The 26,326-nt window shown below is 64.3% G+C and carries 20 protein-coding genes, 1 tRNA gene and 1 pseudogene; 16 read left to right on the top strand and 6 right to left on the bottom strand.

The genetic code is table 11. The features are described 5' to 3' along the window. The first annotated feature begins 66 nt into the window (after window positions 1–66). Both WDM24_RS25125 and WDM24_RS25120 read left to right on the top strand, forming a co-directional pair. Window positions 67–774 (top strand): histidine phosphatase family protein, encoded by a 708-nt coding sequence (locus tag WDM24_RS25125; protein ID WP_338827461.1) that lies wholly within the window; start codon window positions 67–69, stop codon window positions 772–774. Window positions 775–848: 74 nt separating this feature from the next. After that, entirely contained in the window at window positions 849–1,616 is a 768-nt protein-coding gene (locus tag WDM24_RS25120; protein ID WP_338689904.1) for an SDR family oxidoreductase, read from the top strand. Between the two features lie 146 nt (window positions 1,617–1,762). On the opposite strand, the gene WDM24_RS25115 is transcribed toward WDM24_RS25120, so the two are convergent. Beyond that, entirely contained in the window at window positions 1,763–2,986 is a 1,224-nt protein-coding gene (locus WDM24_RS25115; protein WP_338827460.1) for a serine hydrolase domain-containing protein, read from the bottom strand. A 170-nt stretch (window positions 2,987–3,156) separates the two neighbouring features. Between WDM24_RS25115 and WDM24_RS25110 the strand changes: the two genes are divergently transcribed. Next, window positions 3,157–3,232 (top strand) — tRNA-Trp (locus WDM24_RS25110). Between the two features lie 64 nt (window positions 3,233–3,296). Here the strand turns inward: WDM24_RS25110 and WDM24_RS25105 are convergent. Then, the gene (locus WDM24_RS25105) at window positions 3,297–4,502 is read right to left on the bottom strand and encodes an ABC transporter substrate-binding protein (protein WP_338827458.1); all 1,206 of its coding nucleotides are present in this window, start codon (window positions 4,500–4,502) and stop codon (window positions 3,297–3,299) included. Window positions 4,503–4,701: 199 nt separating this feature from the next. Here WDM24_RS25105 and WDM24_RS25100 point away from each other — a divergent pair, with 199 nt between their 5' ends. Together WDM24_RS25100 and WDM24_RS25095 are read left to right on the top strand one after the other, a co-directional pair. After that, the gene (locus WDM24_RS25100; protein WP_166297385.1) at window positions 4,702–5,466 is read left to right on the top strand and encodes a FadR/GntR family transcriptional regulator; all 765 of its coding nucleotides are present in this window, start codon (window positions 4,702–4,704) and stop codon (window positions 5,464–5,466) included. A 52-nt stretch (window positions 5,467–5,518) separates the two neighbouring features. Continuing rightward, complete coding sequence (locus WDM24_RS25095; RefSeq protein ID WP_338827456.1) at window positions 5,519–7,132, top strand: acyl-CoA synthetase; 1,614 nt, start codon at window positions 5,519–5,521, stop codon at window positions 7,130–7,132. Window positions 7,133–7,185: 53 nt separating this feature from the next. On the opposite strand, the gene WDM24_RS25090 is transcribed toward WDM24_RS25095, so the two are convergent. Next, a complete protein-coding gene (locus tag WDM24_RS25090; protein WP_338827455.1) occupies window positions 7,186–8,094 on the bottom strand; it encodes a DUF3313 domain-containing protein in 909 nt (302 codons plus the stop codon). Window positions 8,095–8,299: 205 nt separating this feature from the next. On the opposite strand from WDM24_RS25090, the pseudogene WDM24_RS25085 reads away from it, so the two are divergent. The 7 genes and pseudogenes from WDM24_RS25085 to WDM24_RS25055 all read left to right on the top strand — a co-directional run bounded on the left by WDM24_RS25085 (window position 8,300) and on the right by WDM24_RS25055 (window position 13,914). Continuing rightward, window positions 8,300–9,045: pseudogene (locus WDM24_RS25085) on the top strand (response regulator). Further along, on the top strand, window positions 9,045–10,382 hold the full coding sequence (locus tag WDM24_RS25080) for an ATP-binding protein (RefSeq protein WP_338827453.1): 1,338 nt from the start codon (window positions 9,045–9,047) through the stop codon (window positions 10,380–10,382). The pseudogene WDM24_RS25085 and the gene WDM24_RS25080 overlap by 1 nt, the downstream one beginning before the upstream one ends. A 373-nt stretch (window positions 10,383–10,755) precedes the next feature. Continuing rightward, the gene (gene secE / locus WDM24_RS25075; RefSeq protein WP_028335448.1) at window positions 10,756–10,947 is read left to right on the top strand and encodes a preprotein translocase subunit SecE; all 192 of its coding nucleotides are present in this window, start codon (window positions 10,756–10,758) and stop codon (window positions 10,945–10,947) included. Between the two features lie 20 nt (window positions 10,948–10,967). Further along, the gene (nusG, locus tag WDM24_RS25070) at window positions 10,968–11,501 is read left to right on the top strand and encodes a transcription termination/antitermination protein NusG (RefSeq protein WP_044538613.1); all 534 of its coding nucleotides are present in this window, start codon (window positions 10,968–10,970) and stop codon (window positions 11,499–11,501) included. 130 nt (window positions 11,502–11,631) lie between these two features. Then, on the top strand, window positions 11,632–12,060 hold the full coding sequence (gene rplK / locus WDM24_RS25065; protein ID WP_008136439.1) for a 50S ribosomal protein L11: 429 nt from the start codon (window positions 11,632–11,634) through the stop codon (window positions 12,058–12,060). A gap of 6 nt (window positions 12,061–12,066) precedes the next feature. After that, window positions 12,067–12,759, top strand: coding sequence for a 50S ribosomal protein L1 (rplA, locus tag WDM24_RS25060; protein WP_029081784.1), 693 nt, complete (start codon window positions 12,067–12,069; stop codon window positions 12,757–12,759). 198 nt (window positions 12,760–12,957) lie between these two features. After that, window positions 12,958–13,914: a 2-hydroxyacid dehydrogenase gene (locus WDM24_RS25055; protein ID WP_338827452.1), complete on the top strand. Its 957-nt coding sequence runs from the start codon at window positions 12,958–12,960 to the stop codon at window positions 13,912–13,914. Here WDM24_RS25055 and sigJ read toward each other — a convergent pair. Genes sigJ through WDM24_RS25040 form a run of 3 tightly spaced genes read right to left on the bottom strand, consistent with a single transcriptional unit; the run spans window position 13,890 to window position 15,706 of the window. After that, entirely contained in the window at window positions 13,890–14,801 is a 912-nt protein-coding gene (gene sigJ, locus WDM24_RS25050) for an RNA polymerase sigma factor SigJ (protein ID WP_338827450.1), read from the bottom strand. The two genes, WDM24_RS25055 and sigJ, sit on opposite strands and share 25 nt — an antisense overlap. Continuing rightward, on the bottom strand, window positions 14,779–15,324 hold the full coding sequence (locus WDM24_RS25045; RefSeq protein ID WP_338827449.1) for a hypothetical protein: 546 nt from the start codon (window positions 15,322–15,324) through the stop codon (window positions 14,779–14,781). The genes sigJ and WDM24_RS25045 overlap by 23 nt, the downstream gene beginning before the upstream one ends. Further along, a complete protein-coding gene (locus tag WDM24_RS25040) occupies window positions 15,317–15,706 on the bottom strand; it encodes a hypothetical protein (protein ID WP_166297371.1) in 390 nt (129 codons plus the stop codon). The genes WDM24_RS25045 and WDM24_RS25040 overlap by 8 nt, the downstream gene beginning before the upstream one ends. Window positions 15,707–16,324: 618 nt before the next feature. Between WDM24_RS25040 and rplJ the strand changes: the two genes are divergently transcribed. The 4 genes from rplJ (at window position 16,325) to rpoC (ending at window position 26,165) form a co-directional block, all read left to right on the top strand. Then, window positions 16,325–16,843: a 50S ribosomal protein L10 gene (gene rplJ / locus WDM24_RS25035; protein ID WP_029081780.1), complete on the top strand. Its 519-nt coding sequence runs from the start codon at window positions 16,325–16,327 to the stop codon at window positions 16,841–16,843. 54 nt (window positions 16,844–16,897) lie between these two features. Next, on the top strand, window positions 16,898–17,275 hold the full coding sequence (gene rplL / locus WDM24_RS25030; protein WP_029081779.1) for a 50S ribosomal protein L7/L12: 378 nt from the start codon (window positions 16,898–16,900) through the stop codon (window positions 17,273–17,275). A 442-nt stretch (window positions 17,276–17,717) separates the two neighbouring features. Continuing rightward, window positions 17,718–21,836, top strand: coding sequence for a DNA-directed RNA polymerase subunit beta (gene rpoB / locus WDM24_RS25025; RefSeq protein ID WP_338689868.1), 4,119 nt, complete (start codon window positions 17,718–17,720; stop codon window positions 21,834–21,836). Between the two features lie 126 nt (window positions 21,837–21,962). Further along, window positions 21,963–26,165: a DNA-directed RNA polymerase subunit beta' gene (gene rpoC, locus WDM24_RS25020; RefSeq protein ID WP_029081777.1), complete on the top strand. Its 4,203-nt coding sequence runs from the start codon at window positions 21,963–21,965 to the stop codon at window positions 26,163–26,165. Window positions 26,166–26,326: the final 161 nt, after the last annotated feature.

Raw genomic sequence — 26,326 nt, 5'->3', positions numbered from 1 at the left:
GAAGCACTTGAGACGATGTGCGACGTGACGTACAGCGACGGGGGACAGTATTGAAGGGCTCATCCGATGTCCAATCCAGAGAAGCCTAACGTGACGGTGACGCGGTGGTGGTGGGTTCGTCATGCGCCGGTGCGCAGCGATGGCGGCAACATCTACGGGCAAGAAGACATCGACTGCGACACCGGCGATGTCGAAGTGTTCGAGGCGGTCGCCAAGATGCTGCCGCGCGATGCTGTCTGGTATTCGAGCAATCTCAAGCGCACGCACAAGACCGCGGAAGCGATCTGGGCCGCAGGTTTTCCGAAGCCGGCCAACATGACGCAGGAACGCGAGTTTGCCGAGCAGCATCTCGGCCGGTGGCAGGGCATGAACCGCGCCGCGCTGCTCGCGAGCCAGCCCCCCGGCAGAAGTTGGTTTGCCGACGTCAACGAGCCCGCACCCGGCGGCGAGAGCTTCATGGATCTCTATACGCGGGTTTGCCGCACGATCGTGCGGATCACGGCTGCGGAGCCGGGCAGGAACATCATCGCGGTCGGCCATGGCGGCGTGATCCGGGCTGCGGTCGGTCTTGCGCTCGGCGGCCAGCCGGACAGGGGTCTGTCCTTCGACATCGACAATGTCTCGGTGACGCGGCTCGATCACATCGCAGGCACCGGCCTGTCGACCTGGCGGTTGCCGATGGTGAACCAGCAGCCCTGGATCGCCGATCCCAGACACGCCGCGATGCATCAGCCGTCCGGACCGGAAGTCAGGCCGGCGAGCAAGCTTGCATGATGCCGCTATCGCAACACGACAACGCTGCTTAAGCTCAACGCAGAATTCAAACACCTTACATCAGGGAGAGAAACATGACCTTGTTCGACATGAAGGGAAAAGTCGCCGTCATCACCGGCTCGACGCGCGGCATCGGGCGCGCGATCGCCGAGCGCATGGCCGAGCACGGCGCCAAGGTCGTGATCTCCTCGCGCAAGGCCGATGTCTGCGAGCAGGTGGCGAAGGAGATCAACGACGCTTACGGCAAGGGCACCGCGGTTGCGGTCGCGGCCAACATCTCGTCGAAGGAAAATCTGCAGAACCTGGTCGACGAGAGCAACCAGGCCTTCGGCAAGATCGACGTGCTGGTCTGCAACGCGGCCTCGAACCCGTATTACGGTCCGCTCGCCGGCATCTCCGACGATCAGTTCCGCAAGATCCTCGACAACAACATCGTCGCCAACAACTGGCTGATCTCGATGGTGGTGCCGCAGATGATCGAGCGCAAGGACGGCTCCATCATCATCGTGTCCTCGATCGGCGGGTTGAAGGGCTCGACCATCCTCGGCGCCTACGCGATCTCCAAGGCCGCCGACATGCAGCTCGCGCGCAACCTTGCCTGCGAATACGGCAAGCACAATATCCGCGTGAACTGCATCGCGCCGGGCCTGATCAAGACCGACTTCGCCAAGGCGCTGTGGGACAATCCGGACAATCTGAAGGCCTCGACCGCGCGCTCGCCGCTGCTCCGCATCGGCGTGCCCGACGAGATCGCGGGCGCTGCGGTGATGATGGGCTCGCGTGCGGGCGACTTCATGACCGGCCAGACCATCGTGATCGACGGCGGCGCGACGATCAGCTGAGGATGTTCTCGTGTCCCGGACGCGGTGCGGCGCAGAGCGCCGCTCCGCAGCGCCGGGACCCAGGAGGACCTGCACGATTGGATCGAGGGTGGCCCCGGCTCAGCAACGCACCGCTCGCGCGCTGCGTTGCGTCCGGGGCACGAGACTTACTCCACCGCGGCATACACGCCGTTGCGCACCAGCGAGCGGGTATATTCGCGCTGGCCGGGGCCCTGCATCATGAAGACCGCGATCAGGTCTTCGCGCGGATCGATCCAGAAGAACGTGCCGGCCATGCCGCTCCAGAAGTACTGGCCGACCGAGCCCGAGAACGGCGCGATGCCCTGCTGCATCCGGACGGCAAAGCCGAGGCCAAAACTGTGGCCGGGCGACACCAGCGTGCCCTGGATCCTGACGCCGGCGCCGAGGTGATCGGACGCCATGAATTCGAGCGTCTTGCGGCCGATGATCCTTGTGCCGTCGAGCGCGCCGCCATTGAGCAGCATCTGCGCGAAGCGCGCATAGTCCATCGTGGTCGACACCAGCCCGCCGCCGCCGGATTCCATCGCGGGCTTCTCGAGCATATTGAACAGCTGCACCTTCTCGTTGGTCCAGGGATCGTTGGCAAACGCCTCGGCGAGCCGGCCGGCATTCGCTTCGGGGGTGTGGAAGGCGGTCTCGGTCATCTGCAGGGGAGAGAGGATGCGTTCGATCAGGAACGCACCGAGCGTCTTGCCGCTGACGACCTCGATGATGCGGCCGAGGATGTCGGTGGAACGGCTGTAGTTCCACTCGGCGCCGGGCTGGCAGACCAGCGGCATGCCGGCGAGCATGGTGGCGTGCTCGGCATTGGTGATCTTGCGGCTGCGCAGCCGCGACTGCTGGTAGAGCTGCTGCACCGGCCCGTTGCCGGTGTGGTCGTACGTCAAGCCCGAGGTGTGGCGCAGCAGGTCCTGGATCGTCATCTGCCGCTGCACGGGCGCCAGCTCGAGCTTGCCGTTGTGCTCGACGCCGACCTTGGTCTCGGCGAATTCGGGGATGAATTTCGCGACGGGGTCGTTGAGCAGGAAGTGGCCGTCCTCCAGCAGCATCATGATGCCGATGGAGACGATCGGCTTGGTCATCGAGAAGATGCGGAAGATCGTGTCATGCGCCATTGGCGCCGAGGCCGCCGGGCTCTGCCGGCCGATCGCATCGAACCAGCCGATCTGGCCGCGCCGCGCCACCAGTACCGTGAAGCCGGGCGCGGTTCCCTTGTCGACCTCGCGCTTGAAGGTGTCGGACAGCGCCTGCAGCCGCACGCTCGACAGCCCGATCGATTCGGGCTTGGCGAGGGGGAGGGATGGGGTGGTTTGGCTGGCGGCATGCTTGGTGGCGGTCTGGACGTTCATGGTCTCTCCCTGGTTCTTGATTCTTGCGGCGGCCGCGCCGACGTGGAGTGATGGCCGAAGTCTGGCGCAGAAGTTTTGCAATGAACAGAAGCTTCACCGCTTCGCCCTTGCAAACCGGCCATGCCCTATGCTTGAAACGGCGCGAACCGGCGGCGACGCAGGTTCCCTGCAGGAGTGTAGCTCAATTGGTAGAGCACCGGTCTCCAAAACCGGGGGTCGCAGGTTCGAGCCCTGCCACTCCTGCCAGCTTTTCCCTAATAATTTGAAGATGTTGGCCGAGGTCCTGGACCCCGGCCATGATTGTCTTCACTCACTTGATGAGCGGGCAGCCGCCGTCCTTCAGCGGCCGGAACGCCTGGTCGCCGGGCACCTCGGCGAGCACCTTGTAGTAATCCCACGGCGCCTTCGATTCCTCCGGTTTCTTGACCTCGAACAGGAACATCGAGTGCACCATGCGGCCGTCCTCGCGCACCACGCCGTTGTCGGTGAAGGCGTCGCGCACCGGGGTCGCGCGCATCTTGGCGAGCACCGGCTTGGTCTCCTTGCTGCCGGCGGCCTTCACGGCGTTGAGGTAGTGCAGGGTGGCGCTGTAGGTCGCGGCCTGGTTCATGGTCGGCATCCGCTTCATGCGCTCGAAGAAGCGCTTGCCGAAGGCGCGGGTGCGGTCGTTGAGATCCCAATAGTAGGCCTCGGTGATGATCAGGCCCTGCGCGAGCTTCAGCCCGAGGCTGTGGATGTCGGAAATGAACATCACGATACCAGCGAGGTTCTGCCCGCCGGCGACGATGCCGAATTCGGCGGCCTGCTTGATCGCATTGATGGTATCGCCGCCGCCATTGGCGAGGCCGACGATCTTGGCCTTCGACGACTGCGCCTGCAGCAGGAACGACGAGAAATCCGGCGTGTTGAGCGGATGCCGCGCGCTGCCGATCACCTTGCCGCCGGCGGCGCGGACCACGTCGCCGGTGTCGCGCTCGATCGAATGGCCGAAGACGTAGTCGGCGGTGATGAAGAACCAGCTGTCGCCGCCGTTCTTCACGATCGCGCTGCCGACGGTGTGGGCGTTGGCGTAGGTGTCGTAGGTCCAGTGCAGCGTGTAGGGCGAGCAGGACTTACCGGTGATATCGGAGCTCGCCGCGTCCGTCACGATCATGATCTTCTCGAACTGCTTCGACATCTCCATGCCGGCGAGCGCGGTCGCCGAGGTCGGCATGTCGATGATCATGTCGACATTCTCGGCCTCGTACCATTTGCGGGTGATGGTGGCGGCGACGTCGGCCTTGTTGAGGGCGTCGGCGGTGACGAGCTCGATCGGCTTGCCGAACATCGAGCCGCCGAACTCCTCGATCGCCATCTTGGTGGCCTCGACATTCCCGGCGCCGCCGATGTCCGAATAGACCGACTGGAAATCCGTGAGGACGCCGATCTTGAGCGGCGCCTGTTGCGCGAGCGCCGGACCCGCCAGCACCGCGGTGATCAGGCCGGCGGCAGACAGACTCGTGACGATGGATTTCATGATGATGGACCTCCCAGATTTTCTTATCGGCTTGGTGTTCTTATCAGTTTGTCCGACAAAGCTAGATTTGCCCGGTTCCGCTGTCAATTCTTGCCGGCCGGGTGCGACATTCAGGCCGTAGATGCCTATTTGACGCTCCAAATGCCTTCGCCTATTCTTTGTCCGACAAACAACAATCGGGAGCCCGAGGGAGCCAAGGATGCCCGCCACGCCGCTATTCCGGCGCATCGATGTCGCGCCGGCCTACCAGAAGGTCGCGGACGCGATCGAACGCGAGATCATCAACGGCCGGATCAAGCCGGGCGAGCCGATCGGCACCGAGCAGCAGCTGGTCGCGCAGTTCGGCGTCAACCGCTCGACGGTGCGCGAAGGCATTCGCGTGCTCGAGGAGGGCGGCCTGATCCGCCGCGATTCCAGCCGACGCTTGCAGGCCTGCCTGCCGCGCTACAACAAGCTCGCCACCCGGCTGTCGCGTGCGCTGATCCTGCACGAGGTGACGTTCCGCGAATTGTTCGAGACGTCGATGACGCTGGAGGTCGCGAGCGTCGAGGGGGCGGTCGAGCGCGCGACCGAGGAGAACATCGCCGAGCTCGCCGGCAATATCGAGCGCAGCGCGGCGGTGGTCGGCAATCCGGCTGATCTTGCCGAGCTCGACGCGGAATTCCACGTGCTGATGGCCAAGGCCTCGCAGAACCGCGTGCTGCAGCTCGCCCGCGAGCCCGCCGCGCAGCTGTTCTTTCCGACCACCGAGATGATCGTCGGCGGCGTGCCCGAGGGCGGCGCGCGCCTCGTCGAGGCGCATCGCCACATCCTCGATGCGATCAGGCGGCACGACAAGGAGGCCGGCGTGCTGTGGACGCGGCGGCATTTGCAGGACTGGCGGCGCGGCTTCGAGAAGATCGCCTCGCTCGATCGCTCGGTCGAGCACACCTACATGGAACACGCCTACGCCGCGCGGCAGTGAGGCGGCGCGACGAAGACAAGACAACGACAACAAGCACATTCGGGAGGGACATATGAGCGGAGACATCGCAGCAACCATCCAGCGCGCCCGCGAGCACAGCATCGGCGATCTGCTGCGCCGGTCGGCCAAGCGCTACCCCAACAAGACCGCGCTGATCTGCGGCGAGGTGAGCTGGACATTTGCGGAGATGGACGCGATCTGCAACCGGCTCGGACGCGGATTGCTCGCGCTCGGCGTCGCAAAGGGCGACCGGGTCGCGGTGCTGTCGCGCAACTCGCATGGCTTCGCCGCGCTGCGCTTCGCAGTGGCGCGGATCGGTGCGATCCTGGTGCCGATCAACTTCATGCTCAATCCGGACGAGATCAATTTCATCCTCGCCAATTCCGGCGCAAAACTGCTCGCGGTCGGGCCGGATTTCGTGGAGACCGCGCACGCTGCGGCCGCCAAGGGCTCGGCGGTCGAAACCCTGATCTGGCTGCCGGGCGAGGATCCGGCCACCGCGCCTGAAGGCATCACGACCTTCGACAGCGTGCTGCACAGCGATGCATCGGTACCGGATACCTCGGTCGACAGCCGCGATCCCGCGCAGATCATCTACACCAGCGGCACCGAGTCGTTGCCGAAGGGCGCGATCCTCACCCACGAAGCCGTCATGTGGCAGTATGTCAGCTGCATCATCGACGGCGGCATGACGACCGACGACACCGTGCTGCACGCGCTGCCGCTCTATCACTGCGCGCAACTCGACGTCTTCCTGGGCCCCGCGATCTATCTCGGCGCCACCAGTCTCATTACCGGCAAGCCGGTGCCGGACAACGTCCTGGCGCTGATCGCGGCCCACAGGATCAACGCGTTCTTCGCGCCGCCGACGATCTGGATCGCGATGCTGCGCTCGGGCGCGTTCGATCGCACCGATCTGTCGACCCTGCGCAAGGGCTATTACGGCGCCTCGATCATGCCGGTCGAGGTGCTGCTCGAACTGCAGCGGCGGCTGCCCGATGTGAAATTCTGGAACTTCTACGGCCAGACCGAGATTGCACCGCTCGCAACCGTGCTGGCGCCGGCGGACCAGCTGCCGAAGGCAGGATCAGCCGGCAAGCCCGCGATCAATGTCGAGACGCGGGTGGTGAATTCCGACATGACCGACGTCGGGGTGGGCGAGGTCGGCGAGATCGTGCACCGCTCGCCGCATCTGTTGTCCGGCTACTACAACGACCCGGTCAAGACCGCGGCCGCGTTCGCCGGCGGCTGGTTTCATTCCGGAGATCTCTCGACCGTCGATGCCGACGGCTACATCACCGTGGTCGATCGCGTGAAGGACATGATCAAGAGCGGCGGCGAGAACGTCGCGAGCCGGGAGGTCGAGGAGATGATCTACCGGCTGCCTGCGGTGTCCGAGGTGGCGGTGGTCGGGCTGCCCGACCCGCGCTGGATCGAGGCGGTGACCGCGATCGTGGTGGTCAAGGCCGGCGCGAGCCTCGAGGCCGACGCCGTGATCAAGCATTGCGCGGCATCGATGGCCCATTTCAAGGTGCCGAAGCGGGTGATCTTCGTCGACAGCCTGCCGAAGAACCCGAGCGGCAAGCTGCTCAAGCGCGAGCTGCGCCAGCGCTATCTCGGCGGGGCTACGCTGGACCAGGCGGTCCAGAAGAGCTTTGCCGGCTAGGACATGGGCAGGGGGATGATCCGAAGCTTCGGCGCGCGTCAGGGCAAATGCAATCACTGGCCAGCCGTCGGCGCTCCCTTGTCCGACCACTCTGGCGGCAATCCGAGCTTGCCGGCGGCCATCCCGACCAGGCCGGGATTGCGCCCGAACGCTTCGCAGGCCGCGTATTTCGGTTTGCCGCCGAACGACGCGCCGATCTTGTCGAACGATGGCAGGTCCGGTGGCTTTCCGAACGGCGTAGCTCCGGTGACCACGAGCTTGCTGAAATCGTCACTGAACGAGGAGGCGAGTTCGTAGGCGTCACCGGCACTCGAGACCATCGGCGAACTGGTGAATGAATTTGCGCCGCGAGCCCAGATCATCGCTGCCTGCTGGCGGCTGGCCGGATCGCGCACCTCGGCTTCGACCGTCAGGCTGCCGAGCCCGACCGGCAACCGCGGCACCGGCACGGGGACGCCTGCGCCGAGCGCGGTCGGCAGGATGCCGACCACCTTGGAAGCGCCCGCGGCGACTTCGTCAGTGGGCGCCGCCTGCGTGACGCGCGCGTATGCGGTGAGATCCGCAGGCTGATCGAGCGCAACGACCTGAAGCCGCTCGCTCAGGCCGGCGCAGAGCGAACGATCGATGGCATTGGCCACCAGCTTCCTCTGCTCTTGCGACAGCGTCGGTGACGCGCCCTGCGAGAAGGTCGCAGGAACGATATGGATGGTCTTTGCGGCAAGGACGTCGTCCTTGTTGACGCGAACCAGCGACTTCGCCAGCAGCCCGTCGGATTGCGCGAGGTTGTCGTAGGATGCCAATGATCCGCCTCGGGTCATAGGAGCGCTGGCGCAGCCCGACAACAACACCATCGCAACCGCAGCGCCGGCAAGTGAGGATGACCGATTGAGCTGGCCATCGCGCGACGCCCGGCCCGTGCCCTGCGCGTCAGCCGCAGCGCCCGGCAGAAATTCTAATCTCATGTCACCCCTCGAACGACCGCTCACCCCACGAACGATCGCACGTCACGATAGAACAGGGCCGCCCGGGTCGGGATTAAGAGATATTAAGTCAGATGTAGGCCGTGAAACCGCGCGACCTATTTGAGCCACATTTGGACGTGCAGGCTTAACAAAACGCTATATTTGCACGCTGCGCATGTGAGGCCGGCGCCTCTAAAATACCGTGATGCAAATCCTGGAATACGACCTCGTGGCTTTCCCCGTCACCAACGCGCGCATCCTCTGCGTCGAGGACGACGCCGATATCGCGCGCATGCTGGCGGAGGTCCTCCAGGACAACGGCTTCAGAGCGATGCTGGTCGGTTCGGCCATCGAGATGGATGCGCTGCTCAAGCGCGCGAGCGTCGATCTCATCGTGCTCGACGTGATGCTGCCGGGCGAGGACGGGTTGAGCATCTGCCGGCGCCTGCGCATGTCTTCCTCGATTCCCATCATCATGGTGACGGCGCGGAGCGAGGACATCGACCGCATCCTCGGCCTCGAACTCGGCGCCGACGACTATGTCACCAAGCCGTTCAATTCGCGCGAGCTGGTGGCCCGCATCCGCGCACTGTTGCGCCGGGTCGAGAGCGGCACTGCGTCGCGCTCGCGGCCGCGTCCTTTGACCTTCGCCGGTTGGCGCATCAATCCACCACCCGCGAACTGCATGACCCCGCCGGTGTCCGGATCACGCTGACCGGGGCCGAGTTCGATCTGCTGCTGGCGTTCTGCCGCAATCCGGGGCAGGTGCTGTCGCGCGAGCAACTGATCGAGCAGGCCTTCGGCGGCCTGATCGCCTCGGTCGAGCGCAGCGTCGACGTTCATATCAGCCGCATCAGGCAGAAGATCGAGCCGGATCCGAAGGACCGCTCGATGATCAAGACCGTGCGGCTCGGCGGTTACCTCTTCACGCCTGCGGTCGAGCAGATCTGATGGGATGGGCGCAGCGGCTGATGCCGCGCAGCATCGCTGCGCAACTCATGAGCCTCGTCGCGCTCTCGGAACTGATCGGCATCACGCTCGCAGCGGTGACCGTCATTTTTCTGTTCGATTCTCCCTCGATCAACGACACGCAGAAGTTTCTTGCGGGGCGGGTCTCGGAGGTCGCTCAGCTGCTGCGTTCCACGAAGACGCCGACCGACGCCGATGAACTGCTGGCCGCGGCCAGGCGCGGCGGTCTCGACGTCAGGCGCGTCGCCCTGGGCGAACTCGTGCCGAGAACGGCCGGAGAGACGCGACCGTTTTCCATAAGAGCGTTTCGGCAGCTGGCGGCCGAGTCTGGAATTGAGTTGCTGGAGGAGCTGCGCCATCCGGCAGGTTCGTCGTCACAGGTGGTCGTGAAGCTCGACAACGGCCACGCGTTGATGGCCGACGTCGCGGTCAATGGCGGCTTTTGGTCCATTCTGCTCCGCCCGGCGGCCGGAGGGGCAATCATCCTGCTGATATCCATGCTGCTGCTGTCGGTCTATGCCGTGCGCTGGGTGATCGCGCCGCTGGCCGAAGTCGCGAGCGCCGCGACCTCGTTCGGCCGCTCGCCGCGGGCTCCCGAGGCGCTGCGCCGGCGCGGTCCGCTTGAAATCGCCCAGGTCGCCGACGCCCTGAACGACATGCGCACCCGGATCCGCGCGCTGCTCGACGACCGCACCCGCATGCTGGCCGCCATCAGTCATGACCTGCGGACGCCGCTCACGCGGCTCAGGCTGCGCGCCGAGCGTGTCGGAGAAGATACTCTGCGCCCGGCAATGCTGGGCGATATCGCCAAGATCACGCGCATGATCAACGAGACGCTGGAGTATCTTCGCGACGATGCGCGCTCGGAGGCAGTCTCGCATATCGACCTGCCGAGCTTTTTGCAGACCATCTGTTCCGAGTTCGCCGATTTGGGCCACGCGGTGTCCTATGCGGGGCCTGCGCGTCTTCCCTATGCCTGTCGGCCTCGCGCCCTGTCGCGCGCCGTCACCAATGTCGTGGAGAACGCAGTCAAGCACGGCAGCACAGTCGCGGTCGCGCTCCGACCCAAGGACTCGAACCACATTGAGATCGAGGTGGTTGACGACGGGCCCGGCATCCCGCCGGCGCTGCGCGACAAGGTGTTCGAACCCTTCTTCAAGGCTGATAGCGCGCGGCAGGATAGCGGCGGCTTTGGGCTGGGGCTGTCGATCGCCCAGGATATTGCCAAACGTCATGGTGGCAGCATCGAACTGAAGCCGCGGGAGCCGGTCGGATTGCGGGTATCGATGCTGCTGCCACTGAAGTCCGTCCTGGCCTAGACGAGACGGGGTGGTGAGCGTTACCGCACGCGACAGGGGCACCTTCTTGACGCTAATCTCCGAGCGGGAAGTCCCGCAAGTGCCCCGGCGCCCCGGCTAAGCTGTTGAACTGAAGGGATCAATGCCCGCTCGGCCCACGGTTGGCCCCCGTGGGGCGCGACCTCACCGACCTTGACGTTTGGCCGGTCCCGCAGTAGATACCCGGCACTCGCAGCCGGCCCGCTTTGATGGCGGATATCCGGCGCGGCCTAATTCCCCGAACATTCGAGCTCGTTTATCGGCTCAACCTTCAAACGAGGGCTGGGTCCGCAAGGTCGGCTGTTCGGATTCCTTGAAACGTTGCAATCGTCCGGTCACGGACGCGGATCCCACGATGGCTTTCAGCCCGTTCAAATTCCTGCAGGAAGTGCGCTCGGAGACCGCCAAGGTCACCTGGCCGACGCGCCGCGAGACGACCATCACCACCATCATGGTGTTCGTGATGGTGGCGCTGGCCTCGGTCTTCTTTTTCGCCGCGGACCAGATCATCCGCTATCTCATCACGCTGATCCTGGGCATCCACTGATGAGCATGGGAACTCAATTGATGGACAAGCGCTGGTACATCGTCCACGCCTATTCGAACTTCGAGAAGAAGGTGGCGGAATCGATCCGCGAGCAGGCCAAGCAGCGCGGGCTGGAAGAGCTGTTCGAGCAGGTGCTGGTGCCGACCGAGAAGGTCACCGAGGTGCGCCGCGGCCGCAAGATCGACGCCGAGCGCAAGTTCTTCCCGGGCTATGTGCTGGTCAAGATGAAGCTGACCGACGAGGCGTTCCATCTGATCAAGAACACCCCGAAGGTGACGGGCTTCCTCGGCGCGGAAAACAAGCCGATGCCGATCTCGGAATCCGAGGCGATGCGGATCCTGCATCAGGTGCAGGAGGGCGTGGAGCGTCCGAAGGCGTCGGTGTCGTTCGAAATCGGCGAGAATGTGCGCGTGGCCGACGGCCCGTTCGCCTCGTTCTCCGGCGTGGTGGAAGAAATCGACGAGGCGCGCTCGCGCGTGAAGGTCGCGGTGTCGATCTTCGGCCGCGCGACCCCCGTGGAACTGGAATTCGGTCAGGTCGAAAAGGTGGTCTGACGGGACGGCGTGGGGTATATGCCCCCCGTCAAGTGAGAGGCCGTGGGAGGGAGGAGGCGGTCGCCAGCCCCTTCAACCGAACCACGGAACCTGAAACCGCCGGCACCGTCCGGCACAACAGGAGTGATAAATGGCAAAGAAAGTGACCGGATACCTGAAGCTTCAGGTCCCGGCCGGTGCGGCGAATCCTTCGCCCCCGATCGGCCCCGCGCTTGGTCAGCGCGGTCTCAACATCATGGAGTTCTGCAAGGCGTTCAACGCGCAGACCCAGAAGGAAGAGAAGAATACCCCAATCCCGGTGGTGATCACGATCTACGCCGATCGTTCGTTCACCTTCGAGATGAAGACGCCCCCGATGTCGTTCTTCCTCAAGCAGGCTGCCAAGATCCAGTCCGGCTCGAAGGCGCCGGGCCGTGACAAGGCCGGCAAGGTGACCAAGGCGCAGGTGCGCGAGATCGCCGAGAAGAAGATGAAGGACTTGAATTGCGACACCATCGAATCGGCCATGAAGATGGTCGAGGGCTCTGCCCGTTCGATGGGTCTGGAAGTTGCGGGGTAACGGGCCATGGCAATCGGAAAGCGTTTGAAGAAGGCCCGCGAGGGCGTCGATCGCGAGAAGCTCTACCCGCTCGCGGATGCCATCAAGATGGTCAAGGAGCGCGCCAAGTCGAAGTTCGACGAGACGATCGAGATTGCGATCAATCTCGGCGTCGACCCGCGCCACGCCGACCAGATGGTCCGCGGCGTCGTCAACCTGCCGAACGGTACCGGCCGCACGCTGCGCGTCGGCGTGTTCGCGCGCGGTGCCAAGGCTGAGGAAGCCAAGGCCGCCGGTGCCGACGTCGTCGGTGCCGAGGACCTGGTCGAGAAGGTGCAGGGCGGTGCGATCGATTTCGACCGCTGTATCGCCACCCCCGACATGATGCCGCTGGTCGGCCGCCTCGGTAAGGTGCTCGGTCCGCGCGGCATGATGCCGAACCCGAAGATCGGCACCGTGACCATGGACGTCACCAACGCCGTGAAGGGCGCCAAGGGCGGCTCGGTCGAGTTCCGCGTCGAGAAGGCCGGCATCGTGCAGGCCGGCATCGGCAAGGCCTCGTTCTCCGAGGACAAGCTGGTCGAGAACGTCAAGGCGCTCGCGGATGCGGTCTCCAAGGCGAAGCCGGCGGGTTCCAAGGGCACCTACATCCAGCGCGTGGCGGTCTCCTCCACCATGGGCCCGGGCGTGAAGGTCGAGCCGGGCACGATCCTCGGCTGAGGTCTTTGGCCGTGACGAGATAAAGAGGGGCGGGATCGGGCAACCGGTTCCGCCCCTTTGTTTTGCCAGAGCGTTTTCGAGCGAAGCGGGTACCGGTTCGCGTGAAGAAAACGCGTCAAAACAACAATCCAGAGCCCGTTCCGATTCAACCGGAACGGAAAAGACTCCAGGTGAGGCCTCTCGCAGGAAACAACAACAATGCCCGATAAGGTCCTGGTCTATTCACGCTTTCCCAGAAACGAACTGGTGCGCTTCGGTGAGCGTTACGAGCTGTTGAATGCCGCGGGCAAGCGGCTGACCGAGATGTTTTCGGCGGCGGAGCTTGGCGATATCCGGGCGATGATCACGGCGGGCGGGACCCCGCTTGGCGGTGAGGCGATGGACATGCTGCCGAAGCTCGGCGCGATCATCTGCTACGGCACCGGATATGAGGGGATCAATCTTGCCGCCGCCGCCAGGCGCGGAATTGCGGTCGGCCACAGCCCCGGCGCCAATGCCGCCTCCGTTGCCGACATCGCGGTGACGCTGATGCTGGCGGCGGCCCGCCGCCTGCCGGTCGCCGACAATTACGTCCGCAGCGGCGACTGGATCGGCGCCAAGCCGTCGCCGATGATGCGGCCGCAGGCCGGCATGCGCGGCCGCAAGGTCGGCGTCTACGGCCTCGGCGAGATCGGCCGCAAGATCGCGGCGCGCGTCGCCGCGTTCGAAACCGAGGTCGGCTATTTCAGCCGGTCACGGCAGGATGTGCCGTATCAGCACTTTCCGAGCCTCGAGGCGCTCGCCGACTGGTGCAGCGTGCTGATGATCGCGGTGCGCGCCGGTGCTGATACGGTCCATGCCGTCAATGCCGACATCCTGCGCCGGCTCGGCAACAGCGGGATCATCGTCAACATCTCGCGCGGCTCCGTCGTCGACCAGAAGGCGCTGGTTGCGGCTCTTGCTGATCAGTCCATCGCGGGCGCCGGCCTCGATGTGTTTGCCAGGGAGCCGCACGCGCCCGACGAACTGACGGCGCTGCCGAACGTCGTGCTGTCCCCGCATATCGGCGGCCACACCCTGGAATCGCACGTGGCGATGCAGGACTGCGTGCTCGCCAATCTCGAGGCGTTCTTCGCCGGCAAGCCGCTCGCCTATCCGGTGCCGTCCGCGTCCTGACCGGAGGTCAGGCGCGGCGCGTGGCGCAGCTTGTCGGGGTTGCGGACGACGTAGATCGCCGCGATCCGATTGGTCGCGGCGTCGATCGCCAGGCTGAGCGTGTGGTCGATCTCGCCATCGAGAAGGACCAGCGCGCCTGCGCTGCCGTTGACCATCATCGGCTCGACACGGACCTCGCTGCCGGCATTCTTGCCGGCGATGCCGATGATGAAGCGGACGATCTTCTCGGCCCCCTTGATCGGGTTCAGCGCCGCCAGCTTGCGGCCGCCGCCATCGGTGATCGCGATCGCATCCTCGCGCAGCAGATCGGCCAGAGCGGAGACGTCGCCGCTGGCTGCGGCCTGGCAGAATGCCGTCAGCAATCTTGCGTGGCCCTCGGGCGGAGCCGCCGGGGCAGGGCGGCTGTCGCGCACGGTCCGCCGGGCGCGCGCCGCGAGCTGCCGGCAGGCCACCTCGCTGCGCCCGAGCGTGCGCGCGACTTCCGCAAACGGCCAGTCGAACACGTCGTGCAGCAGGAACGCGGCGCGCTCGAGCGGTGACAAGGTGTCGAGCGCCAGCATCAGGGCGAAGGAGAGATCGTCGGCAAGCTCGGTCGCTGCCTCGGCCGACAGGCTCTCGTCGAACACCGGCTCGGGCAGCCATGCGCCGACATAGACCTCGCGCTGGGCGCGGGCGCTCTTCAGCCGATCGAGGGAGAGCCGGGTCACCACCGTGACGAGGAACGCCTCGGGATTGTGAACGCCGTCGGCCGCGGCGAAGCGCAGCCAGGCGTCCTGCACCACGTCGTCGGCGTCGCTGCGGCTGCCGAGCATGCGATAGGCGAGCCCGGTCAGCCGCGCCCGATACGGGCCGAGCGGGTCGGGCTCAGGCGGCCTGTTTGATGACATCGATCTGATGGCCGGCCACGGTCACGCGGCGACACTCCCTGGCATAGCCTAGCGCCAACTTCATCATGGGGAAGATACGCCCGATTTGCAGGGCCATCGCGAGGTCGATCACGCCTTTTTCGCCCCAGCGCGCGCGAACCGCGTCGCGGCAGGCGTCATCCTCCGTGGAACGCTGCACGATCGCATCCGCGAAGCGGAAGCCGAGCGCGGTGTCCGCCGACATCGCGTCAACGTCGCGCCTGAGCACGGCCGTGACCTGCTGCTCCGCCATCCCGGCCTCGATCGCCATGTCGGCGACCAGCTGCGCGCAGGGACCGCAATCTTCGGCCAGCGCGCCGGTGAGCTTGGCGGCGAAGCAGGCTTCGACCGGCGCAACCTCGCGGCAGGCGGCGGCCTTCATCGCGCCGGCGAACTTGAAGAATGACGTCGGCGATTGCTTCAGCATCATCTCAAGATAGCTGGTGTCGTAACCGTAGCGCTTGGAATAAGCGCGCAGCATACGGCGCGCGATGAAACTACGCATGGTGTTCTCCTGATTGTTCTCTTGGGCTTGGCAGGGCGGAATAGAGTGCGAGGGCCGCGGGCAGGATCACCGCGATCAGGTCGGACGCGGCATGGCGGTCATGGCCGCCGGCGATCATCGCAAGATGCAGCAGGCCATGGCCTACCAGGAACGCGGCGCCCGCGACCGCCGCGGGCCACCAGGCCGGCCGCCAGGCTCGCGCGGCGAGACCGAGCCCGGCTGCAATGAAGGCAATGCCGACGTCCTGAACCAAATGGGGGTTGAAGGGGCCGGTATCGGCGGCGCCGGGAACCAGCGACCACCAGACGGAACCGGCTGACAGCATCACCAGCCCATTGCCGAGGTTGAAGAGGGCGAGAATTCCTGCAATCCACCGTTTCATGCGAGCCTCCAGCGCCCAGACGAGCGACACCGCCGTCGTGTGACGTCGCGTCGGAGAAATTTTCGCTGAGCCGAGGCGGATCGGTGAACTGGTCTGAATTTTGCTCTTGGCAAGCAGGGCAGGACCGGCTACATAGCGCCTTCCGGGCGTGCTGGCACTTGCTGGCAGGTCCGTGCTCGCATTCCGAAAACCTGAGGTGATAGGAGATCATTCCTTTCCGCATGCCCGCAAGGATGCTCGAAAGGAAGGAGACCCGTCGCCTCCAACGGCATAAGAGCAGGGCGTTCGGCCTCGGCCGATAGCCCGATCCTGTCCAAGACTGCAGGCGCCCGCGAGAACTTCGTGTTTTCAACGGCTTAATCGCATGGCCTGCATAGACGGGTGAAGACCGGATTTTGTGCTCCACGTCGCGGCCTGTTCGCGGCTGGGAGGCTGGTTTGGTTCGAACCTCGACAACCCATGGCCGCAAGGCTTTGGGAGGGCAGGCTTCTAGATGTCGTCTTGCCCGGCATGTCCGAAGGGTCTTGCGCCCTAAGGATCAGGTTTTGGGTGGGACGATGGGTGCAACCCGGCGGTCCTGCCTTCGCGGATAAGGCCGCCAACCGGAAAGAGCTTGCTGTGGAACGAGCGGCAAAAAAAGAGGCGGTCGGACAGCTCAACGAGGCCTTCAAGGCCACGAGCGTTGCGATCGTCGCTCACTATTCCGGCCTCACCGTAGCCCAGATGCAGAAGCTGCGCATGCAGATGAAGCAGGCGGGTGCGTCGGTGAAGGTCTCGAAGAACCGTCTCGCCAAAATTGCTCTTGAAGGCACTGACGTCGCTGCCATCGGTTCCCTGCTGAAGGGGCCGACTGTGATCGCTACTTCAAACGATCCGGTCGCGGCGCCAAAGGTTGCCGTCGAATTCGCCAAGGCGAACGAAAAGTTCGTCATCCTTGGCGGCTCGATGGGTAAAACCGTCCTGAATGTCGACAGCGTGAAGGCGCTTGCCTCACTGCCGTCGCTTGACGAACTGCGCAGCAAGATCGTGGGCCTCCTCGTGGCGCCGGCGACCAAGCTCGCTCAGCTGTCGAACGCGCCCGCGGCCAAGCTCGCACGCGTCATTCAGGCTCATGCCTCAAAGAGCGAAGCGGCCTGACCCTTCGCTAATCTCAAAACCTGGTTCGAACCAAACGTTTAAGGAAACAGATCAATGGCTGACTTGCAGAAAATCGTCGACGACCTCTCGAGCCTCACCGTGCTCGAAGCCGCCGAACTCGCCAAGCTCCTCGAAGAAAAGTGGGGCGTCTCCGCCGCTGCCGCCGTCGCGGTGGCCGGCCCGGCCGGTGGCGGTGCTGCCGCTGCACCGGCTGAAGAGAAGACCGAGTTCACCGTCGTGCTGGCTGCTGCCGGCGACAAGAAGATCGAAGTCATCAAGGAAGTCCGCGCCATCACCGGCCTGGGCCTGAAGGAAGCCAAGGACCTCGTCGAAGGCGCTCCGAAGCCCGTCAAGGAAGGCGTCAACAAGGACGAAGCCGAGAAGGTCAAGGCCCAGCTCGAGAAGGCTGGCGCCAAGGTCGAGCTCAAGTAATGCGCGATCCGGGAGCGCCGCAGGGCGCTCCCGGGCCAATTAAGCGGCATGCGGCAGGTTGCCGCAGGCGCGCCGGACACAAGAAAGTGTGGGGATCCGTGGACTTAACCCTCGAATCTCCTTTATTGCCTTCCCATATTGGGTCGGCAGCGAAAAAACACGGTCGGCGGCGGGGGCGGCAGGGCACCCGGCGTAAGCCGTTGGGAGACAGTCAGATTTCGGGCTTTTTCAGTCCGTAAAGCGGAGCGTTTGGACGAGCGGGTGCAGTGATGCGCCCCGCGCGTTGTTTTGCGTTTTGGAGGAAATTGGAGCCGGGCTGGGGATTTAATTCCTGACCTTGCGCTTCGTTCCTTCGGGACGATTCGAAAATTCAACCCGGGGGCGATGGCAGTCGCGTCCCGGAAGGTTCGCCCCACAAAGGCGACGAAAATGAGAGGCCACGATGGCGCAGCAGACATTCACCGGTCGCAAACGCGTACGCAAGTTTTTCGGTCACATCAAGGAAGTCGCCGAGATGCCGAACCTCATCGAGGTTCAGAAGGCGTCCTATGACCAGTTCCTGATGGTTGACGAGCCGGCCGGCGGTCGCCTCGATGAGGGCCTGCAGGCGGTGTTCCGCTCGGTGTTCCCGATCTCGGACTTCTCGGGCACCTCGATGCTCGAATTCGTCCGCTACGAGTTCGAACAGCCGAAATATGACGTCGACGAGTGCCGCCAGCGCGGCATGACCTTCGCTGCGCCGCTCAAGGTCACGCTGCGCCTCATCGTGTTCGATATCGACGAGGAAACCGGCGCCAAGTCGGTCAAGGACATCAAGGAGCAGGACGTCTACATGGGCGATATCCCGCTCATGACGATGAACGGCACCTTCGTGGTCAACGGCACCGAGCGCGTCATCGTCTCGCAGATGCACCGTTCGCCCGGCGTGTTCTTCGACCACGACAAGGGCAAGACCCATTCGTCCGGCAAGCTGTTGTTTGCCGCGCGCGTGATTCCGTATCGCGGTTCCTGGCTCGACATCGAGTTCGACGCCAAGGACATCGTGTTCGCGCGCATCGACCGCCGCCGCAAGCTGCCCGTGACCTCGCTGATGTACGCGCTCGGTCTCGACGGCGAGCAGATCCTGTCGACCTTCTACAAGAAGATCACCTACAAGCGGACCAAGGAAGGCTGGCGCGTGCCGTTCGACGCCAACCGTTTCCGCGGTTACAGCACGATCAACGACCTGATCGACGCCGACACCGGCAAGGTGGTGCTCGAGGCCGGCAAGAAGCTGACCGTGCGCAGCGCGCGCCAGATGCAGGAAAAGGGCCTCAAGGCGCTGCGGATGTCGGACGAGGAGCTCGTCGGCAACTATCTCGCCGAGGACCTCGTCAACCCGAAGACCGGTGAAATCTACGCCGAAGCCGGCGAGGAGATCACCGAGAAGTCGCTCAAGGTGCTCAACGAGCAGGGCTACAAGGACCTGCCGCTGCTCGACATCGACCACGTCAATGTCGGCGCCTACATCCGCAACACGCTCTCGGCTGACAAGAACATGACGCGTGAGGACGCGCTGTTCGACATCTACCGCGTGATGCGTCCGGGCGAGCCGCCGACGCTGGATTCGGCACAGGCGATGTTCCAGTCGCTGTTCTTCGATGCCGAGCGCTACGACTTGTCCGCGGTCGGCCGCGTCAAGATGAACATGCGCCTCGAGCTCGATGCGCCCGATACCCATCGCACGCTGCGCAAGGAAGACATCCTGGCGGTGATCAAGACGCTGGTCGACCTGCGCGACGGCAAGGGCGAGATCGACGACATCGACCACCTCGGCAACCGCCGGGTCCGCTCGGTCGGCGAGCTCATGGAGAACCAGTACCGGATCGGCCTGCTCCGCATGGAGCGTGCGATCAAGGAGCGCATGTCGAGCGTCGATATCGACACCGTGATGCCGCAGGACCTGATCAACGCCAAGCCCGCGGCTGCCGCGGTGCGTGAGTTCTTCGGCTCCTCGCAGCTGTCGCAGTTCATGGACCAGACCAACCCGCTGTCGGAGATCACCCACAAGCGGCGCCTGTCGGCGCTTGGCCCGGGCGGTCTGACCCGCGAGCGCGCCGGCTTCGAAGTCCGCGACGTGCATCCGACGCATTACGGCCGTATCTGCCCGATCGAGACGCCGGAAGGTCCGAACATCGGCCTGATCAACTCGCTGGCGACGTTCGCGCGCGTCAACAAATACGGCTTCGTCGAGACGCCGTATCGCAAGATCAAGGACGGCCGGGTCACCGACGAGGTGGTCTATCTGTCGGCGATGGAAGAGGGCCGTTACCGCGTCGCGCAGGCCAACGTGCCGCTCGATGCCAAGGGCCGCTTCACCGACGACCTGGTGGTCTGCCGCCACGCCGGCGAAGTGCTGCCGGTGACGCCGGACAAGGTCGACTACATGGACGTGTCGCCGAAGCAGCTGGTTTCGGTGGCCGCGGCGCTGATCCCGTTCCTCGAGAACGACGACGCCAACCGCGCGCTGATGGGGTCGAACATGCAGCGCCAGGCGGTGCCGCTGGTTCGCGCCGAGGCGCCGTTCGTCGGCACCGGCATGGAAGGCGTGGTCGCCCGTGACTCGGGCGCGGCGATTGCCGCGCGCCGCTCGGGCGTGATCGACCAGATCGACGCCACCCGCGTCGTGATCCGCGCCACCGAGGATCTCGATCCGACCAAGTCGGGCGTCGATATCTACCGGCTGATGAAGTACCAGCGCTCCAACCAGTCGACCTGCATCAACCAGCGTCCGCTGGTGAAGGTCGGCGACATCGTCAAGAAGGGCGACATCATCGCTGACGGTCCGTCGACCGATCTCGGCGAGCTCGCGCTCGGCCGCAACGTGCTGGTCGCGTTCATGCCGTGGAACGGCTACAACTTCGAAGACTCGATCCTGCTCTCCGAGCGGATCGTGAAGGACGACGTGTTTACGTCGATTCATATCGAAGAATTCGAAGTGATGGCCCGCGACACCAAGCTCGGGCCTGAGGAAATCACCCGCGACATTCCGAACGTCTCGGAAGAAGCGCTGAAGAACCTCGACGAAGCCGGTATCGTCTACATCGGCGCGGAAGTCCGCGCCGGCGACATCCTGGTCGGCAAGATCACGCCGAAGGGCGAGAGCCCGATGACGCCGGAAGAGAAGCTGTTGCGCGCCATCTTCGGCGAGAAGGCCTCCGACGTCCGCGATACCTCGCTGCGCGTGCCTCCGGGCGTGCAGGGCACCATCGTGGAAGTCCGCGTGTTCAACCGCCACGGCGTCGACAAGGACGAGCGTGCGCTGGCGATCGAACGGGAAGAGATCGAGCGTCTGGCCAAGGACCGCGACGACGAGCAGGCGATTCTGGACCGCAACGTCTACAACCGCCTCGCCGAGCTCCTGGAGAACCGCCAGGGCATCGCCGGCCCGAAGGGCTTCAAGAAGGACACCAAGATCACCCGTGCGGTGCTCGACGAGTATCCGAAGTCGCAGTGGTGGCTGTTCGCCTCGCCGAACGACAAGCTGATGGCCGAGATCGAGGCCATGCGGAAGCAGTACGACGAGTCGAAGAAGGGCCTCGAGCAGCGCTTCCTCGACAAGGTCGAGAAGCTGCAGCGTGGCGACGAGCTGCCGCCCGGCGTGATGAAGATGGTCAAGGTCTTCGTCGCGGTGAAGCGCAAGATCCAGCCCGGCGACAAGATGGCCGGCCGTCACGGCAACAAGGGCGTGGTGTCGAAGATCGTGCCGATCGAGGACATGCCGTTCCTCGAGGACGGCACGCATGCCGACATCGTGCTCAATCCGCTCGGCGTGCCTTCGCGCATGAACGTCGGTCAGATCCTTGAGACCCATCTCGGTTGGGCCTGCGCCGGCCTCGGCAAGCGCATTGGCCAGACCATCGACGCCTACTATCAGAAGCAGGATCTTAAGCCGCTGCGCGAGACCCTGAAGAAGATCTACGGCGAGGATGAAACCATCAAGTCGCTGAACGACAACGAGCTGGTCGAACTCGGCCGCAATCTGAGCCACGGCGTGCCGATCGCAACGCCGGTGTTCGACGGCGCCAAGGAAGCCGACATCGAGGAGATGCTGAAACTCGCGGGCTTCGACGCCTCCGGCCAGTCGACCGTCTATGACGGCCGCACCGGCGATGCGTTCGATCGCAAGGTGACGATGGGCTACATCTACATGCTCAAGCTGCACCATCTCGTGGACGACAAGATCCACGCGCGTTCGATCGGTCCGTACTCGCTCGTCACCCAGCAGCCGCTGGGCGGCAAGGCGCAGTTCGGCGGCCAGCGCTTCGGCGAAATGGAGGTCTGGGCGCTGGAAGCCTACGGCGCCGCCTACACGCTGCAGGAGATGCTGACCGTGAAGTCGGACGATGTCGCCGGCCGTACCAAGGTGTACGAGGCGATCGTGCGCGGCGACGACACCTTCGAGGCCGGTATTCCGGAATCGTTCAACGTGCTGGTCAAGGAAATGCGCTCGCTCGGCCTCAACGTCGACCTGCACAATTCCAAGGTGGGACCGGCGTCGACGTCGGAAGCGGCCGAGTAACGCAGTGATCATGCCCGGCGCGAGAAGCGCCGGGCCTTCGCACTCCGCTCGGACGTTGGGCGGGGCGCGCGCTGAATAAAATTTCGAATTTGCTGCCGGTGACGATCGGCACGCGAGGAGAAGACCATGAATCAAGAGATTATGAATCTTTTCAATCCGACGACGCCGGCTCAGGTCTTCGACCAGATCCGGATTTCGATCGCGTCTCCAGAGAAGATTCTGTCCTGGTCGTACGGCGAGATCAAGAAGCCGGAGACCATCAACTACCGCACCTTCAAGCCGGAGCGTGACGGCCTGTTCTGCGCGCGCATCTTCGGGCCGATCAAGGACTACGAGTGCCTGTGCGGCAAGTACAAGCGGATGAAGTACAAGGGCATCATCTGCGAGAAGTGCTCGGTCGAGGTGACGCTGTCGCGCGTCCGGCGCGAGCGCATGGGCCACATCGAGCTGGCGGCGCCGGTCGCCCACATCTGGTTCCTGAAGTCGCTGCCGTCGCGCATCGGCCTCTTGCTCGACATGACGCTGAAGGATCTCGAGCGGATCCTCTACTTCGAATATTACGTCGTTCTCGAGCCCGGCCTGACCGCGCTGAAGGACCGTCAGCTGCTGTCGGAAGACGAGTATCTGAAGGCGCAGGACGAGTACGGCCAGGACAGCTTCACCGCCATGATCGGCGCCGAGGCGATCCGCGAGCTGCTCAAGGGTCTCGAGCTCGAGAAGCTCGAGGCGACGCTGCGCGCCGACATGGCGGAGACCGACTCCGACATCAAGCACAAGAAGCTCGCCAAGCGTCTGAAGATCGTCGAGGCCTTCCGCGTCTCCGGCAACAAGCCGGAATGGATGATCATGACGGTCGTGCCGGTGATTCCGCCGGACCTGCGTCCGCTGGTGCCGCTCGACGGCGGCCGGTTCGCGACCTCCGACCTCAACGACCTGTATCGCCGCGTCATCAACCGCAACAACCGCTTGAAGCGGCTGATGGAGCTGCGTGCGCCTGACATCATCATCCGCAACGAAAAGCGCATGCTGCAGGAGGCCGTCGACGCGCTGTTCGACAACGGCCGCCGCGGCCGCGTCATCACGGGTGCCAACAAGCGCCCGCTGAAGTCGCTCGCCGACATGCTGAAGGGCAAGCAGGGCCGGTTCCGCCAGAACCTGCTCGGCAAGCGCGTCGACTATTCGGGCCGTTCGGTGATCGTGGTCGGTCCCGAGCTGCGCCTGCATCAGTGCGGCCTGCCGAAGAAGATGGCGCTCGAGCTGTTCAAGCCGTTCATCTATTCGCGGCTCGACGCCAAGGGCCTGTCCACCACGGTGAAGCAGGCCAAGAAGCTGGTCGAGAAGGAGCGTCCGGAGGTCTGGGATATCCTCGATGAGGTGATCCGCGAGCATCCGGTGCTGCTCAACCGCGCGCCGACGCTGCATCGCCTGGGCATCCAGGCGTTCGAGCCGGTGCTGATCGAAGGCAAGGCGATCCAGCTGCATCCGCTGGTCTGCGCCGCCTTCAACGCCGACTTCGACGGCGACCAGATGGCCGTGCACGTTCCGCTGTCGCTCGAAGCGCAGCTGGAAGCGCGCGTCCTGATGATGTCGACCAACAACATCCTGCATCCGGCGAACGGCCAGCCGATCATCGTGCCGTCGCAGGACATCGTGCTCGGCCTCTACTACGTCTCGATCATGCGCGAAGGCCTGCCCGGCGAGGGCAAGATCTTCGGCGACATGGCCGAGCTCGAGCACGCCCTGCATTCGAAGGTCATCCACCTCCACACCAAGATCAAGTACCGGTGGGAAGGCCTCGACGAGGAAGGCAAGCTGTCCAAGCGTTGGATCGAGACCACCGCTGGCCGCGTCATGCTCGGCAACCTGCTGCCGAAGAGCACCAAGATCTCGTACGACATCATCAACAAGCTGATGACCAAGCGCGAGATCTCCGGCGTGATCGACCAGGTCTACCGTCACTGCGGTCAGAAGGAGACCGTGATCTTCTGCGACCGCATCATGGCGCTCGGCTTCTACAACGCCTTCAAGGCGGGCATCTCGTTCGGCAAGGACGACATGGTCGTGCCGGCGTCGAAGTGGAAGATCGTGGACCAGACCCGTACGCTGGCGAAGGATTTCGAGCAGCAGTACAATGACGGCCTGATCACCCATGGCGAGAAGTACAACAAAGTCGTCGACGCCTGGTCGAAGGCCGGTGAAGAAGTCGCCAAGGCGATGATGAAGGAGATCTCCTCCACCAAAAAGACGGCGGCGGGGGCGGATGCCGACATCAACTCGATCTACATGATGGCGCACTCCGGTGCGCGTGGTTCGCCGGCGCAGATGCGCCAGCTCGCCGGCATGCGCGGCCTGATGGCCAAGCCGTCGGGCGAGATCATCGAGACGCCGATCATTTCCAACTTCAAGGAAGGTCTGTCGGTGCTCGAATACTTCAACTCGACCCACGGCGCCCGCAAGGGCCTCGCGGACACCGCGTTGAAGACCGCGAACTCCGGTTACCTGACCCGCCGTCTGGTCGACGTCGCACAGGACTGCATCATCACGCAGACCGATTGCGGCACCAAGCTCGGCATCAAGATGCGCGCCATCGTCGATGCCGGCACCGTGGTCGCCTCGCTCGGCTCGCGCATCCTGGGCCGCACGGCCTGCGATGACGTGCGTGATCCCGCCACCAACGAGATCGTCATCAAGCGCGATACGTTGATGGAGGAGACCCATGTCGACGCGATCCAGCAGGCCGGCATCCAGGAAGTGAAGATCCGCTCGGCGCTGACCTGCGAGCTGATCAACGGCATCTGCGCCAAGTGCTACGGCCGCGATCTGGCCCGCGGCACCCCGGTCAACCACGGTGAGGCCGTCGGCGTCATCGCGGCGCAGTCGATCGGTGAGCCCGGTACGCAGCTGACGATGCGCACGTTCCACATCGGCGGCGCGGCGCAGCTCAACGAGCAGTCGTTCGTCGAATCGAACTTCGACGGCAAGATCGTGATCCGGAACAAGGCCATCGCCCGCAACAGCGAAGGCAATCTGGTCGCGATGGTGCGCAACATGGTCGTTGCGATCGTCGACGCCGACGGCACCGAGCGTGCAACCCACCGTATTCAGTACGGTTCGAAGATGCACGTCGACGAAGGCGACACGGTCAAGCGCGGCCAGCGCATCGCCGAGTGGGACCCCTATACCCGCCCGGTGCTGAGCGAAGTCGAGGGCACGATCGGTTTCGAGGATCTGGTCGAAGGCCAGTCGATCTCGGAAACGCTCGACGAATCGACCGGTATCGCCAAGCGCGTGGTCATCGACTGGCGCACGACGCGCGGCGGTTCGGACCTGCGCCCGGCCATCGTGGTCAAGGGCAAGGACGGCAAGGTGCTGAAGCTCGCGCGTGGCGGCGATGCCCGCTACATGTTGTCGGTCGACGCCATTCTGTCGGTCGACATCGGCGCGAAGATCATGCCCGGCGACATCCTGGCGCGTATCTCGACCGAGAGCGCCAAGACGCGTGACATCACCGGCGGTCTGCCGCGGGTGGCGGAACTGTTCGAGGCTCGCAAGCCGAAGGACGCGGCGATCATCGCGGAAACGGCCGGAACGATCCGCTTTGGCCGCGACTACAAGAACAAGCGCCGTATCTCGATCGAGCCGATGGACAAGACCGAGGAGCCGCGCGAGTACCTGATCCCGAAGGGCAAGCACATCCACCTTCAGGACGGCGACATCGTCGAAAAGGGCGATTTCATCGTCGAAGGCAATCCGGCGCCGCACGACATCCTGGCGATCAAGGGCATCGAGGAACTCGCTGCCTATCTGGTCAACGAAATCCAGGAGGTCTACCGGTTGCAGGGCGTGCTCATCAACGACAAGCACATCGAGGTGATTGTCCGTCAGATGCTGCAGAAGGTCGAAGTCACCGACCAGGGCGACACCGACATGATCTCGGGCGAGCAGGTCGACAAGATCGAGTTCGACGCGCTCAACACCAAGGCCAAGGAGGAGGGCAAGAAGCCCGCCACGGGTACGCCGGTTCTGCTCGGCATCACCAAGGCGAGCTTGCAGACCCGCTCGTTCTTCTCGGCGGCGTCGTTCCAGGAGACCACGCGCGTGCTCACCGAAGCTGCCGTCAACGGCAAGGTGGACCCGCTCGAAGGCCTCAAGGAGAACGTCATTGTCGGCCGCCTGATCCCGGCCGGCACCGGCGCCTCGATGGCGCGGATCCGCGAAGTCGCGGTCAAGCGCGACAAGCTGATCCTCGACGAGCGCGAGAAGCAGCAGGCGGCGATCGTGCCGACGGCTCCGGAAGCGGAGCCGCTGGCGCTGCCGCCCGCGGAATAGGCATCCGCAAGACTACGGTAATGGCGAGAAGGCCGGCGTTTTGCCGGCCTTTTTGCTGCTTTCTTTCCTTGCTGCGGTGCAGGGACGCAGTTTGTTCATCTTTCCTTCAGGCAAAAAAGTGCTTTTGCTAAGGTGACTTAGACCGGCTGTTTGGCTCGTGC

The organism is Bradyrhizobium sp. 27S5 (assembly GCF_037217225.1).
GTDB classification, from domain to species: Bacteria; Pseudomonadota; Alphaproteobacteria; order Rhizobiales; family Xanthobacteraceae; genus Bradyrhizobium; species Bradyrhizobium septentrionale.
This window is presented reverse-complemented; position numbering and strand designations above follow the sequence as displayed.

Coding starts and splice junctions, on each gene's coding strand:
- WDM24_RS25125 (WP_338827461.1), top strand. CDS start 67: ATGTCCAATCCAGAGAAGCCTAACGTGACGGTGACGCGGTGGTGGTGG.
- WDM24_RS25120 (WP_338689904.1), top strand. CDS start 849: ATGACCTTGTTCGACATGAAGGGAAAAGTCGCCGTCATCACCGGCTCG.
- WDM24_RS25115 (WP_338827460.1), bottom strand. CDS start 2,986: ATGAACGTCCAGACCGCCACCAAGCATGCCGCCAGCCAAACCACCCCA.
- WDM24_RS25105 (WP_338827458.1), bottom strand. CDS start 4,502: ATGAAATCCATCGTCACGAGTCTGTCTGCCGCCGGCCTGATCACCGCG.
- WDM24_RS25100 (WP_166297385.1), top strand. CDS start 4,702: ATGCCCGCCACGCCGCTATTCCGGCGCATCGATGTCGCGCCGGCCTAC.
- WDM24_RS25095 (WP_338827456.1), top strand. CDS start 5,519: ATGAGCGGAGACATCGCAGCAACCATCCAGCGCGCCCGCGAGCACAGC.
- WDM24_RS25090 (WP_338827455.1), bottom strand. CDS start 8,094: ATGAGATTAGAATTTCTGCCGGGCGCTGCGGCTGACGCGCAGGGCACG.
- WDM24_RS25080 (WP_338827453.1), top strand. CDS start 9,045: ATGGGATGGGCGCAGCGGCTGATGCCGCGCAGCATCGCTGCGCAACTC.
- secE (WP_028335448.1), top strand. CDS start 10,756: ATGGCTTTCAGCCCGTTCAAATTCCTGCAGGAAGTGCGCTCGGAGACC.
- nusG (WP_044538613.1), top strand. CDS start 10,968: ATGGACAAGCGCTGGTACATCGTCCACGCCTATTCGAACTTCGAGAAG.
- rplK (WP_008136439.1), top strand. CDS start 11,632: ATGGCAAAGAAAGTGACCGGATACCTGAAGCTTCAGGTCCCGGCCGGT.
- rplA (WP_029081784.1), top strand. CDS start 12,067: ATGGCAATCGGAAAGCGTTTGAAGAAGGCCCGCGAGGGCGTCGATCGC.
- WDM24_RS25055 (WP_338827452.1), top strand. CDS start 12,958: ATGCCCGATAAGGTCCTGGTCTATTCACGCTTTCCCAGAAACGAACTG.
- sigJ (WP_338827450.1), bottom strand. CDS start 14,801: ATGTCATCAAACAGGCCGCCTGAGCCCGACCCGCTCGGCCCGTATCGG.
- WDM24_RS25045 (WP_338827449.1), bottom strand. CDS start 15,324: ATGCGTAGTTTCATCGCGCGCCGTATGCTGCGCGCTTATTCCAAGCGC.
- WDM24_RS25040 (WP_166297371.1), bottom strand. CDS start 15,706: ATGAAACGGTGGATTGCAGGAATTCTCGCCCTCTTCAACCTCGGCAAT.
- rplL (WP_029081779.1), top strand. CDS start 16,898: ATGGCTGACTTGCAGAAAATCGTCGACGACCTCTCGAGCCTCACCGTG.
- rpoB (WP_338689868.1), top strand. CDS start 17,718: ATGGCGCAGCAGACATTCACCGGTCGCAAACGCGTACGCAAGTTTTTC.
- rpoC (WP_029081777.1), top strand. CDS start 21,963: ATGAATCAAGAGATTATGAATCTTTTCAATCCGACGACGCCGGCTCAG.